The 12,625-nt window shown below is 69.1% G+C and carries 10 protein-coding genes and 1 pseudogene; 2 read left to right on the top strand and 9 right to left on the bottom strand.

Annotated features, from left to right (window positions below):
* Positions 1 to 46: 46 nt before the first annotated feature.
* The 4 genes and pseudogenes from STRIP9103_RS25420 to STRIP9103_RS25405 all read right to left on the bottom strand — a co-directional run bounded on the left by STRIP9103_RS25420 (position 47) and on the right by STRIP9103_RS25405 (position 5,173).
* Positions 47 to 1,024, bottom strand: coding sequence for an ABC transporter substrate-binding protein (locus STRIP9103_RS25420; RefSeq protein ID WP_009322383.1), 978 nt, complete (start codon positions 1,022 to 1,024; stop codon positions 47 to 49).
* A gap of 13 nt (positions 1,025 to 1,037) precedes the next feature.
* A complete protein-coding gene (locus STRIP9103_RS25415) occupies positions 1,038 to 2,585 on the bottom strand; it encodes an ABC transporter permease (protein WP_374005713.1) in 1,548 nt (515 codons plus the stop codon).
* Positions 2,586 to 2,596: 11 nt separating this feature from the next.
* Positions 2,597 to 3,683 (bottom strand): annotated as a pseudogene (locus STRIP9103_RS25410) (quaternary amine ABC transporter ATP-binding protein).
* A gap of 20 nt (positions 3,684 to 3,703) precedes the next feature.
* Positions 3,704 to 5,173 (bottom strand): aldehyde dehydrogenase family protein, encoded by a 1,470-nt coding sequence (locus tag STRIP9103_RS25405; protein WP_009322381.1) that lies wholly within the window; start codon positions 5,171 to 5,173, stop codon positions 3,704 to 3,706.
* Positions 5,174 to 5,391: 218 nt separating this feature from the next.
* On the opposite strand from STRIP9103_RS25405, the gene purU reads away from it, so the two are divergent.
* A complete protein-coding gene (purU, locus tag STRIP9103_RS25400; protein ID WP_009322377.1) occupies positions 5,392 to 6,264 on the top strand; it encodes a formyltetrahydrofolate deformylase in 873 nt (290 codons plus the stop codon).
* Positions 6,265 to 6,329: 65 nt separating this feature from the next.
* On the opposite strand, the gene STRIP9103_RS25395 is transcribed toward purU, so the two are convergent.
* Both STRIP9103_RS25395 and betA read right to left on the bottom strand, forming a co-directional pair.
* On the bottom strand, positions 6,330 to 7,166 hold the full coding sequence (locus tag STRIP9103_RS25395) for a methylenetetrahydrofolate reductase (RefSeq protein WP_009322379.1): 837 nt from the start codon (positions 7,164 to 7,166) through the stop codon (positions 6,330 to 6,332).
* Between the two features lie 3 nt (positions 7,167 to 7,169).
* Positions 7,170 to 8,840 (bottom strand): choline dehydrogenase, encoded by a 1,671-nt coding sequence (betA, locus tag STRIP9103_RS25390; protein WP_048820956.1) that lies wholly within the window; start codon positions 8,838 to 8,840, stop codon positions 7,170 to 7,172.
* A 200-nt stretch (positions 8,841 to 9,040) separates the two neighbouring features.
* Here betA and STRIP9103_RS25385 point away from each other — a divergent pair, with 200 nt between their 5' ends.
* The gene (locus STRIP9103_RS25385; RefSeq protein ID WP_009322393.1) at positions 9,041 to 9,787 is read left to right on the top strand and encodes an IclR family transcriptional regulator; all 747 of its coding nucleotides are present in this window, start codon (positions 9,041 to 9,043) and stop codon (positions 9,785 to 9,787) included.
* A gap of 13 nt (positions 9,788 to 9,800) precedes the next feature.
* Here the strand turns inward: STRIP9103_RS25385 and STRIP9103_RS25380 are convergent, their stop codons facing one another.
* From STRIP9103_RS25380 to STRIP9103_RS25370, 3 genes are all read right to left on the bottom strand, one after another.
* Positions 9,801 to 10,931, bottom strand: coding sequence for an aromatic ring-hydroxylating oxygenase subunit alpha (locus tag STRIP9103_RS25380; RefSeq protein WP_009322391.1), 1,131 nt, complete (start codon positions 10,929 to 10,931; stop codon positions 9,801 to 9,803).
* 160 nt (positions 10,932 to 11,091) lie between these two features.
* Positions 11,092 to 12,255 (bottom strand): NAD(P)/FAD-dependent oxidoreductase, encoded by a 1,164-nt coding sequence (locus STRIP9103_RS25375; protein WP_009322387.1) that lies wholly within the window; start codon positions 12,253 to 12,255, stop codon positions 11,092 to 11,094.
* Positions 12,252 to 12,614 (bottom strand): bifunctional 3-phenylpropionate/cinnamic acid dioxygenase ferredoxin subunit, encoded by a 363-nt coding sequence (locus tag STRIP9103_RS25370; protein ID WP_048820958.1) that lies wholly within the window; start codon positions 12,612 to 12,614, stop codon positions 12,252 to 12,254. Before STRIP9103_RS25370 ends, STRIP9103_RS25375 begins: the two co-directional genes overlap by 4 nt.
* Positions 12,615 to 12,625 lie beyond the last annotated feature (11 nt).

Raw genomic sequence — 12,625 nt, 5'->3', positions numbered from 1 at the left:
ACCGGGCATGTTCGACCGGTCCGGCCCCGGGCAGGAACCCCGGGCTCTACTTCAGCCAGGCCTCCACCTTGTCCCGGTTGGCGTCGACCCACTTCTTCGCCGCCGCCTCCGGCGTCATCTTGTCCACCGCGATGTACTTGGCGACGGTGTTCTGGTCGTCGTTGGTCCAGGTGAAGTTCTTCACCAGGTCGTAGGCGGGGCTGCCGGACTCGGCGAACTTCGTGCTGACGACCTTGTCCAGCTTGTAGACCGGGTAGTCGCAGGCGACCTTCGCCTCGTCGGCGGCACAGCCCTCCTTGTACTCGGGGAGCTCGACCTTGACGAGCGGCACCTCCGACATGAACCACTGGGGCTCGTAGAAGTAACCGATCACCCATTCCTTGTCCTTCTCCGCCTTGCGGAAGGCCTGGATGAGCGCGGTCTCGCTGCCCGCGTACACGACCTTGAAGTCCAGCTTCAGGTTCTTGACCAGGGCCGCGTCGTTGGTGACGAACGACGGGTCGCCGTCGAGGAGCTGGCCCTTGCCGCCGGACTCGGAGGTCTTGAACTCGGCCGCGTACTTGTTGAGGTTCTTCCAGTCGGTGATGTCCGGGTGCGCCTTGGCGAGCCACGGCGGCACGTACCAGCCGATGATGCCTTCGTTGCCGGTGGGGCCGGCCTCGACGGCGGTCTTCTGGTCGGTGATGTACTTCTTCTTCAGGTCCTCGTGGCCCCAGTTCTCGACCACGGCGTCGACCTCGCCCGTCCCGAAGCCCTGCCAGGCGATCTCCTCCTTGAGGTCCTTCTGGACGACCTTGCAGCCGAGGTCCTTCTCCGCCACGTAGGCGAGGACCGCCGCGTTGGCCTCGTAACCCACCCAGGGGTTGACCGCGAGGTTGAAGGTGCCGCACTTGCCGGAGCTGTCCGAGCCGCCGGAGCCCGCGGAGTCGTCACCGACCTTCGCGCCGCCGCAGGCGGTGAGGGTGAGGCCGAGAACGGCCAGGCCGACCGCGCCGACTCTCCATCTTCTTGCTTGCCTTGCCATGGTCAGTGACTCCTTACGCGCTGGTACGTCGCGCCGCTGCCTGAGTGATCCGGTCGAACATGACTCCGAGAAGGACGATGGCCAACCCCGCGGCGAGCCCCTTCCCGTACAGCTGTCCCTGCGAGAAGCCGGCCACGACGTCGTAGCCGAGGGCGCCCGCGCCTACCAGGCCGCCCACCACAACCATCGACAGCACATAGATCAGACCCTGGTTGGTGGCGAGGGTCAGAGCGCTGCGTGCCATCGGCAGCTGGACCTTGGTGATGATCTGCCGGGTGTCGCACCCGGCGGAGGTGGCCGCCTCCACGGTGGCCTGGGGCACGCCTCGCACCCCGTCGGCGATGATCTTGATGGCGACGGGTGCCGCGTAGACGACGGCGGCGACGATCGCGGTGAAGCGGGTGGGGCCGAACAGGGCGAGGAACGGCACCAGATAGACGAAGGGCGGCATGACCTGGGCCGCGTCGAGTGTGGGCCGCAGCACCCTGTCCACCAGTTGGCTGCGTCCCATCCACACGCCGAAGCCCACGCCCAGCAGCATGACGAGCACGGTGGCGAACACGGTCGACGCCAACGTGGTCATGCTGTCCGACCACACGCCCGTGGCGACCAGCAGACCGACACAGATCGCGGCGGTCAGTCCGGCGCGCCGGCCGCCGAGGACCACACCGAGGCCGATCAGGACCGCGCCGACGAGCCACCACGGGGAGTCGGTGAGCAGCGTCTGGAACGGGTTGAGCAGACCGTTGGTGATGGCGTCGCGGAAGCCGTTGGTGAGGCCGGCCAGATGGTCCTGGATCCAGGTGGTCACGGTGTCGGCGGTGCTCGCGATGGACCTGCCGATGCCGCCCTCGCCGGGGAACTCCGCCGCCCAGACGTAGGTGTGGGACATATAGGCGAGGACCGCCGTGACGACGGCGCCCGCGCCGAGCAGGGGCTTGCGCCAGGTGAGGAAGCGGCCGTCGGAGCGGCGGGCCGACTCCTCGCGGGCGCTGGCGGCGGTGGTGACCCGGTCCAGCACAATGGCCATCACGCCGAGCGGGATGCCGATCAGCAGCGCCACGAACACCGCGGAGAGGGTCAGCGCCAGGGTGTCCATGCTCTCCTGCCACAGGCCCTGCAGCCCGAGGAAGGTGAAGCCGGCCACGGCCAGCAGGGCGACCCGCCAGTTGCCCGCGGCCCAGGAGAGGTAGCCGGCGATGCCGATGACGCCGAGCCAGCCGATCTGCGGGACCGGGCGGCCCTCGGGTGCCTGGGAGATCAGCTCCTGGATGAAGGTCACCAGATTGTCGATGACCAGGCGGATCTCATTGAAGAAGTAGAGGAAGACGGGGTTGGAGTTGCGGTTGGCGCCGATCGAGTCGTTGACGTCGTTGAACCAGTGGTGCAGATCGGTGAGGTCCGCCGCCGCCAGGGTCAGGGTCTGTCTGCCGCGGAGGACGGCGAAGAGCAGCAGCCAGGCGACGAGGATCGCGGCGACCACCATGGACCGGCTGATCTTGCGTACGCCCTTGACCGGAGCGACTGGTTCGGAGGTCTCCGTCTTCTCGGGTTTCTCCATGACGACGGTCATCACATGTCGCCTTCCTGCCCGGCGACCACCGCGAGGATCTCGTCGTCGCCGACGATGCCGAGCAGTTCACCGTTCTCGACGACCTTGACCGGCTTGTCGGCCGCCAGCACGGCCCGGGTGGCTTCCCGCACCACCACGTCCGGGCCCAGTTCGGGGCCGTCCAGGGCGTCGCCGTCCTGCGGCGGCCGCATGATCCAGCGCAGGGTGAGCACGTCGCCGCGCGGCACGTCCTTCACGAACTCGCGCACGTAGTCGTCCGCCGGGGCACCCACCAGTTCGTCGCCGGTGCCGCACTGGACCATCTTGCCGTCGCGCATGATCAGGATGCGGTCGCCGAGTTTGAGGGCCTCGGAGAGGTCGTGGGTGATGAACACCATGGTCTTGCCGACCTCGTGGTGGAGGCGGATGACCTCGTTCTGCATGTCCCGGCGGATCAGCGGGTCGAGGGCGGAGAACGGTTCGTCGAAGAAGAGGACGTCGGGGTCGCCGGCCAGGGCGGGCGAGGCCGACGCGCTGCTGCATACCGCCGGAGAGCTGGTCGGGGTAGGAGTTCTCGTAACCGGCGAGACCGACGAGTTCGACGACTTCCTGGGCCCGTCTGATGCGTTCGGCCCGGCCCATGCCGCGGATCTCCAGGCCGAAGGACACGTTGTCGACGACGCGGCGGTGGGGCAGCAGTCCGAAGTGCTGGAAGACCATCGAGAACTTGCGGCGGCGCAGTTCGCGCAGGCGTGCCGCGTCCGCGTCGCGGATGTTCTCGCCCTCGAAGACGATCTCACCGGCGGTGGGTTCGATCAGCCGGGTCAGACATCGTACGAGGGTGGATTTCCCGGAGCCGGACAGGCCCATGACGACGAAGACCTCGCCGGGGGCCACCTCGAAGTCGATGTCGCGTACGGCGGCGGTGCATCCGGTGCGGTCCATGAGTTCGCGGCGGGTGAGGCCGCACAGCTCCTCGGACTCGGGGACCCGCTCGGCCTTCGGCCCGAACACCTTCCACAGCTTGCGCACGGATATGACCGGCGTACCGTCCGAGTCCCGGGGGGTGCCGCGCCGCTGCGGCACCACGGTCTGCGTTGGGGTCACGATCGACCTCTTTTCGGCGTTCAGCCGCGGAACCAGCGCTGCGGCCGGGGTTGGATGTTCTGCCAGATGTGTTTGGGCTCTCGGTACTCGTCCAGGCCGGTCGGTCCCAGCTCCCGGCCCACGCCCGAGTGCCCGAAGCCACCCCATTCCGCTTGCGGCACATAGGGGTGGTAGTCGTTGATCCACACCGTGCCGTGGCGCAGCCGCCGGGCGACCCGCTGGGCCTTTCCGGCGTCCTGCGTCCAGACGGCGCCGGCGAGCCCGTACTCGGTGTCGTTGGCGATGCGTACGGCGTCGTCCTCGTCGGTGAAGCGCTCCACGGTGAGCACGGGTCCGAAGGACTCCTCGTGCACCACGCGCATGTCCTGCCGGCACTCGTCGAGGACGGTCGGCGGGTAGTAGTGGCCGCCTCCGAGGGCGGGGTCGGTGGGGCGTTCGCCGCCGCAGCGCAGGACGGCGCCCTCGGCGAGGCCCGTGGCGACGTACGCCTCGACCTTCGCCAGGTGCGCCGCGGAGATCAGCGCGCCGGTCTCGGCGTCGGGGTCGAAGGGGCCGCCGAGGCGGATCGTGCGGGCGCGGCGGACGACCTCGTCGACGAAGCGGTCGTGGAGGGAGTTCTCGACGATCAGGCGGGCGCCGGCCGAGCAGACCTGTCCGGAGTGCAGGAAGACGGCGGTGAGGGCGAAGTCGACGGCCGTTTCGAAGTCGGCGTCGGCGAAGACGACGTTGGGGTTCTTGCCGCCGAGTTCCAGCGCCACCTTCTTCACGGTCGCCGCGGCGGTGGCCATGATCCGTTTGCCGGTCTCCAGGCCGCCGGTGAAGGAGACCATGTCGACGGCGGGGTGCTCGGAGAGCGGTGCCCCCACCTCGGGACCGGTGCCGAGGACGAGGTTGGCGGCGCCGGCCGGGAGTCCGGCCTCCGCCAGTGCCCTCATCAGCAGGATGGAGGTGGAGGGGGTGAGTTCGCTGGGCTTGAGGACGATCGTGTTGCCGGCGAGCAGGGCCGGGGCGACCTTCCAGGCGGCTTGCAGCAGCGGGTAGTTCCAGGGGGTGATCAGTCCGCACACACCGATGGGTTCGTGGACGACGCGGCTGACGGCGTCGTCACGGCCGGTGTCGATGACGCGGCCGGCGTCGGTGCCGCCGAGGCCGCCGTAGTAGCGGAAGCAGGAGACGACGTCGGCGATGTCGTACTCGCTCTCCACCAGCCGCTTGCCGGTGTCCAGCGATTCGGCGCGGGCGAATTCCTTGGCGTCGCGCTCGATGATGTCGGCGGTGCGCAGCAGCAGGGCGCCGCGTTCGCGTTCGGGGGTGTGCGGCCAGGGGCCCTGGTCGAAGGCGCGGCGGGCGGCGGCGATCGCCGCCTCGGTGTCGGGGCGTGTCCCCTCGGACACGGTCGCGGCGAGGGTGCCGTCGGCGGGACATCGGATCTCCCGGCGGCCTCCGCCGACCGGTTCCCGCCATTCACCGTCCACATACAGGTCTGCCACGCGCCGTGCCCTTCGACCGGAATGCGTTGCGCATCGTGCGTTCAATTGCTTGTGGTGGAACACCTTTACGAACAGGCAGACGAACGTCAAGAGGTTGGCAGATGACGATTCAGTCATGCGGACAGTTGCCCGGGCTCCCTTGACCGCGAGCGACACCCGGCCGACCATGTTGCGTATCGCTCACCATGTTGTGCAATACGCACCATCGGAGGCCATCCATGTCCCCTCGCCCCCAACCGGGCCGTGAGTTCGTCCTCACCCTGTCCTGCCCCGACAGCGCCGGCCTGGTCCACGCCGTGAGCGGCTTCCTCGTCAGGAACTCGGGCAACATCCTGCAGAGCCAGCAGTTCGATGATCGACTCCAGGGCCGTTTCTTCATGAGGGTCCACTTCGACGTTTCCGATCCGACCGCCGACCTGGAAAATCTGCGTTACCGCTTCGGCCCCGTCGCCCAGGCCTACGGCATCTCCTGGACCCTACGGGACGCCTCGACCCCGACCCGGACGCTGATCATGGTGTCCAGGTTCGGCCACTGCCTCAACGACCTGCTGTTCCGCTGCCGCACGGGCGCCCTCAACATCGAGATCCCCGCCATCGTCTCCAACCACCGCGACTTCGAGGGACTGGCGGAGACCTATGGCGTCCCCTTCCACCACATCCCGGTGACCAGGGACACCAAGCCCGAGGCCGAGGCACGCCTGCTGGAGCTGGTGCGCGAGCTGGACATCGACCTGGTGGTGCTGGCCCGCTACATGCAGATCCTCTCCGACGACCTGTGCAAGCAGCTGGAGGGCCGTGCCATCAACATCCACCACTCCTTCCTGCCCAGCTTCAAGGGCGCTCGTCCGTACGACCAGGCCTACGACCGGGGCGTGAAGCTCGTCGGCGCGACGGCGCACTATGTGACGCCGGACCTCGACGAGGGGCAGATCATCGAGCAGGACGTGGTCCGGGTGGACCACTCGCTCGACCCCGGCGAACTGGTCACGGTCGGACGGGACGTGGAGGCCCAGGTGCTCGCGCACGCGGTGAAGTGGCACAGCGAGAGCCGCGTGATGATCGACGGCAACCGCACGGTGGTCTTCCGCTGAGCGGTACGGGTCCGTATACGAGCGCCGGACGGGCTACCAGCCCGTCCGGCGTTCGAGCACGGGCCTCAGCCCTCCAGCCGATCAAGCAGAGCCCGCCGCCATCGCTCCGTCTCGGCGATCCGGTTGAAGGTGAACAGGTGCAGGCCCGCCACCCCGGCCGAGGGGGCGGTGAGGGCGCTCTCCGCGCGTGTGAGCAGCTTGTGAGGCGAGTAGCCGCCGGGCGCGGCGAAGCGCAGGAACCATGAGGCGTGCCTGGTCAGGAAGCGTGTCGACTCCCCCACCCCGATCTTCGTCGCCATGGACAGCAGCTTCGCCCGCTGCACCGGCCCCGCGACGCCCACATGGACGGGCAGGGTGATGTCCCGATGTCGTACACGGGCGATCCACTCCCCCAGCACCCGCGGGTCGAAGCAGAGGTTGCTCACGATGTACGTGGCGTGCTCGCGCTTGTCCCACATGGCCTGGACGGTGATGTCGTCGTGGATGAGCGGATGGCTCTCGGGATAGCCGGTGACACCGACCCGGGTGAAGGGGCTGCCGAGCTCGGTCAGCCGGCGCAGTACGGGCAGCGCGCCGTCGTAGGCCCCGGCGGGCGGGTCGGCGTCGCCCGCCGGGACGAAGACGTCCTCGACGCCCGACTCGGCCAGCCGCACCACGACCTCCTTCAGATGCGCGTCGTCCCGCAGCAGCCGCGCGGGCACGTGCGGGACGACGCGATAGCCGTGACCCGCGAGCCGGGCGGTCAGGTCGAGGGTCGGTTCCAGGCCCTTGACCGGCGACGCCGTGACGGTGACGACGACGTCGCGCGGGACATGGGCGAGGACCTTGTCCTCGGTCGCCTTGGCGGGCAGCACCTCGTAGCGGACGCTGTGCAGCAGCGCCCGGAGCCCCGCGGCTCCCAACGTCTACCCCGCCTGCTTCTGGGCGTCGCGGTGGCGGTAGTACGCGGCCTTCGACGGCGGCAGCGGCTGCTTGCCGAGGATCAGGTCGGCGGCCTTCTCGGCGATCATCATCACCGGCGCGTAGATGTTGCCGTTGGTGACGTACGGCATCACGGAGGCGTCGACGACGCGCAGTCCCTCCAGGCCGTGGACGCGCATGCTGGTGGGGTCGACGACGGCCATGTCGTCGGTGCCCATCTTGCAGGTGCAGGACGGGTGCAGCGCGGTCTCGCCCTCCTTGGCGACCCAGGCGAGGATCTCCTCGTCCGTCTCCACCTTCGGGCCGGGCGAGATCTCACCGTCGTTGTAGGGGGCGAGCGCGGGCTGGCCGAGGATCCTGCGGGCCACCCGGATCGCCTCGACCCATTCGCGGCGGTCCTGCTCGGTGGAGAGGTAGTTGAAGCGGAGCGCCGGGTGCTCGCGCGGGTCCCTGCTCTTGATCTTCACCGAGCCGATGGCGTCGGAGTACATGGGGCCCACGTGCACCTGGTAGCCGTGGCCGCCGGCGGGCGAGGAGCCGTCGTAGCGGACCGCGATGGGCAGGAAGTGGAACATCAGGTTGGGGTAGTCCACGTCCTCGTTGCTACGGGCGAAGCCGCCGGCCTCGAAGTGGTTCGTGGCGGCCGGGCCCTTGCGGAAGAGCCACTGCAGTCCTATGAAGGGGGCACGCCACTTCGCCATGTACGGCTGCATGGAGACCGGCTGCTTGCAGGCGTACTGGACGTAGACCTCCAGATGGTCCTGCATGTTCTCGCCGACGCCCGGGAGGTCGTGGACGACGTCGATGCCGAGGGCGCTCAGCTCCTCGGCGTTGCCGACGCCGGAGAGCTGGAGCAGTTGCGGGGAGTTGATCGCGCCGCCGCAGAGGATGACCTCCTTGGCACGGACCCGCTGCGGGGCGCCCCGGCCGCGCTGGTACTCGACGCCGACGGCCCGCTTGCCCTCGAAGAGGACACGGGTGACGAGGGCGCGGGTCCGCACGGTGAGGTTGGGCCGCTTCATCGCGGGCTTGAGGTACGCCTTCGAGGCCGACAGGCGGCGTCCGCGGTGGACGTTCCGGTCGAACTGCGCGAAGCCTTCCTGCCGGTAGCCGTTGACGTCGTCGGTGGGCGCGTAGCCCGCCTCCTCGGTGGCCTTGAGGAAGGCGCCGAAGAGCGGGTTGGTGGCGGGACCGCGTTCGAGGACGAGGGGGCCGTCGTGGCCGCGGAACTCGTCGTCCGGGTCGGCCGCGAGACAGTTCTCCATGCGCCGGAAGTACGGCAGACAGTGCGCGTAGTCCCAGCTCTCCATGCCGGCGTCGGCCGCCCAGCGTTCGTAGTCCATGGGGTTGCCGCGCTGGAAGATCATGCCGTTGATGCTGCTGGAGCCGCCGAGGACCTTGCCGCGCGCGTGGTAGACGCGCCGGCCGCCCATGTGGGGTTCGGGCTCGGACTCGTACTTCCAGTCGTAGAACCGGCTGCCGATCGGGTAGGTCAGCGCCGCGGGCATGTGGATGAAGACATCCCACGGGTAGTCGGACCGGCCGGCCTCCAGCACCAGCACCCGGTTCGCGGGGTCCGCGGAGAGTCTGTTCGCCAGTGCGCTGCCGGCCGATCCGCCGCCGACGATGACGAAGTCGTACTGCACAGGAGCCATGGTGCCTCGTCTCGCTCGCGCCGTATATACGCGAGGCATGCTAATACCGTGTCGCCATACGCACCAGGTTGCGAGGTGCGCAACTTCGACAGGCTTCGTTTCACAGATGTAACTGCACGGGTGTTGTTTACTACGCGTATAGTTTCACTGTGAGCAACTACAGTCCTGAGACCGAAACGTCCACTTCACAGTCCGGCGGCGTGCAGTCGGTGGACCGTGCCATCAGCGTTCTGGAGATACTCGCCCAGCGCGGCGAGGCGGGCGTCAGCGAGGTGGCGGCCGAGATCGATGTTCACAAGTCCACCGCGTTCCGTCTGCTCGGCGCCCTGGAGGCGCGCGGTCTGGTGGAGCAGGCCGGCGAACGCGGCAAGTACCGGCTCGGGTTCGGCATCGTCCGCCTGGCCGGCGCGGTCACCGGTCGCATCGACATCACCCAGCAGGGCCGCCCGGTCTGCGAGCGGCTGGCCGAGGAGATCGGCGAGACCGTCAACATCGCCGTGATGCAGGAGCACTACGCGATCAACCTGTACCAGGTGCGCGGCCCGGGCGCCGTCACCGCGCACAACTGGGTGGGCCAGCTGACCCCGTTGCACGCCACGTCGAGCGGCAAGGTGCTGCTGGCCCATCTGCCCGCCAAGGAGCGTGCGGCGCTGCTCGCGGAGACCGGCCTGAAGAAGGTCACGCCGCACACCATCACCGCGAAGACGAAGCTGGAGAAGAACCTCGCGCTGGCGCTGGAGCGCGGCTACGCCTGGACCCTGGAGGAGTTGGAGATCGGGCTGCACGCCATGGCCGCCCCGATTCGCAATCGGGACGGCGAGGTCATCGCGGCGCTGAGCGCCTCCGGGCCCGCGTACCGGTTCACCGAGGAGCGCCTGCACGAGCTGGCCCCGATACTGCTGAAGGGCGCGGAGGAGATCAGCCACCGTATGGGGTACCTGGGCTGAGCCACCCTCGCCCTTACGGCTGTTGGGCACCCAGGCGCTCGTTCACCCAGTCGTGGAAGGCACCGATGTGGTGCTCGCTGGGCACCAGTACGCCTCCCTTGGCGTACATCCGTGAGCTCATACCGGGCTGGGTGCGCTCGCAGGCGTCGAAGTCCTGCTGGTTGACGCGGTGGAAGAGTTCCACGGACCGGCTGACGTCCTTGCCGCTGTCGACGACGTGCGGGAGGTAGAGCCAGTCGCACTCGACGATCGTGCGGTCGACGGCCATCGGGTACATCCGGTGGAAGATCACATGGTCGGGGACGAGGTTGATGAAGACCTGCGGCTTCACGGTGATCGCGTAGTAGCGGCGGTCCTGGTCCTCGGCGACGCCGGGTATGCGGTCGAGGCCTTCGGAGCCGTCGACGGTGAAGCCCTGGACGTCGTCGCCGAACTCGGCGCCGTGGCCGACGTAGTACTGCGCGGCGTAGCCGTCGGCGAACTCGGGGAGCACCTCGGTGAGTTCGGGGTGGATCGTGGCGCAGTGGTAGCACTCCATGAAGTTCTCGATGATGAGCTTCCAGTTCGCCTTGACGTCGTACACGATCCGCTTGCCGACGGAGAGGTTGTCGATGTCGTAGCGCTCGATGGACTCGACGTCGCCGAGCCGTTCGACGACCGCGCCGATGACGTCCTCCTCGAAGGAGGGCGGGTTCTCCGCGAGGCAGACCCAGACGTAGCCGAGCCATTCACGGGTGGCCACCGCCGCCAGACCGTACTCGGTGCGGCCGACGTCGGGCATCTTGGTGAGATTGGGCGCCGCGACGAGCTTGCCGTCGAGGCCGTACGTCCAGGCGTGGTAGGGGCACTGGAAGGCGCGCTTGACCTCGCCGCTCTCCTCGGTGCAGAGCTTGGCGCCGCGGTGCCGGCAGACGTTGAAGTAGGCGCGGACCGAGTGGTCGCGGGCGCGGGTGACGAGGATGCTCTCGCGGCCCACGTCGACGGTGCGGAAGGCGCCGGGCTTGGCGAGGTCCGACGAGCGCGCGACACAGAACCACATGGTCTCGAAGATGCGCTCCTGCTCCTGGGCGAAGATCCCGGGATCCGTGTAGGAGGAGCCGGGGAGGGTGGCGATCAGGCTGTCCGGCAGGCTGGTCGAGGTCACGGTGCACTCCTCGGGAAACGTCGTGGATCGGTCATTCACGCGCCGGGAAGAGCGACTCCGGACGGCGTTTGGGGGTGATGCGACATAAGGCGCCAAGTTGTTCATGGCGCAACAGTGATCGCTGTACGCAACCGCAGCTTGGGGTGCCGCAGAGGCGGTGTCAAGATGTCGCGAGGGCGAGCTGCTTGCGCCAACGAGTGAACAGCCGGGGCTGGTTCATCCCGAGCACGGCGACCGGCCGGCCCGCGCACCGGTAGACGGCCAGGACATCGCGGTCGTCCGGGGTGCCTTCCTCGACGGTCACGCTGTCGGCGCCGGTCGCGTGACCGGCGAACTGGATCTTCACTCCGTACTGGTCCGACCAGAAGTACGGCGGCTTCGGTACACCGGGTTCCACCGCACCGCCCGCCAGCAGGGTGGCGACGGCGGCGTCGGGGCGCTCCCGCGCTCCCGTCCAGTGTTCGACGCGACGATGGGAGCCCGTACGGGGGTCGTACCAGTTGGCGCAGTCCCCGACGGCGACCACGCCGGCCAGGCTGGTGCGGCCGTCCGCGCCGCACTTGACGCCGTTGTCGAGCGTCACGCCGGAGCCCGCCAGCCACTCGACGCAGGGCCGTGCGCCCACGCCGACCACGACGATGTCCGCGGGGAGGCTCCGGCCGTCCTCCAGCAGGACGGCGTCGACCCGGCGCTCCCCGCTGAGGCCCTTGACGCCCACACCGCACAACAGCCGTACGCCGTGGTCGGCGTGGAGGGCGGAGACGACGGCCCCCATCTCGGCACCGAGGGGTCCGGCGAGCGGGGTCGGGGCCGCCTCGACCACCGTCACATCGACACCGAGGGCGTAGGCGGTGGAGGCGACCTCGGCGCCGATGAAGCCGCCGCCGATCACCACCAGGCGTCCCCCCTGGGCCAGTTCGTCCCGCAGGGCGCGGGCGTCGTCGAGGGTGCGCAGGGTGTGCACTCCGGCGAGGCCTTCCGAGCCGGGCAGGGTGCGGGCGGCGGCGCCGGTGGCGATGACGATGCCGTCGGCGCGCAGCTCCCGCCCGTCGGAGAGGCGGACGGCGCGGTCCGCGCGGTCGAGTCCGGTGGCGCGGACGCCGAGCAGCCACTCCGCGCGCAGGTCCTCGTCGTCCGTCTCCAGCGCGAGGTCCGCCTCACCGAGGGTGCCGGCGAGGAATTCCTTGGACAGCGGGGGCCTGTCGTACGGGCGATGGAGCTCGTCCCCTACGACGACCAGCCGTCCGTCGTAGCCCTGTTTGCGCAGTGAGCGCGCCGCCGACAGTCCGGCGAGCGAGGCGCCCACCACGGCCACCGTCCTCACGCGGGACCTCCGGCGAGGCGGGCCGCGATACAGGGCGGGAGGTTGGGTGCGTCCGTGGACAACTGGACGTAGACCATGCCGTCCTCGACGACGACCTCGTGCGTACGGACCGGGAGCTTGGCCGGCGGGGCGTCGACGGCACCGGTGCGCAGGTCGAACTTCGAGGCGTGCAGCGGGCATTCCACCTCGCAGCCCTCCAGCCAGCCGTCGGCGAGCGAGGCGTCCTGGTGGGTGCAGGTGTCGTCGATGGCGAAGACCTCGCCGTCGTCGGTGTGGAACACCGAGACCGGCGGGTCGATGTCGAGCCGGTAGGCCTCGCCTCGCGGCAGATCAGCGAGACGGCACGCGGGAATCTTCATGACACCTCGGT

It is taken from the genome of Streptomyces ipomoeae 91-03, assembly GCF_000317595.1.
Classification (GTDB): Bacteria; Actinomycetota; Actinomycetes; order Streptomycetales; family Streptomycetaceae; genus Streptomyces; species Streptomyces ipomoeae.
Note: the sequence above shows the minus strand (reverse complement) of the source record. Positions and strands in the feature narration are given on the sequence as shown.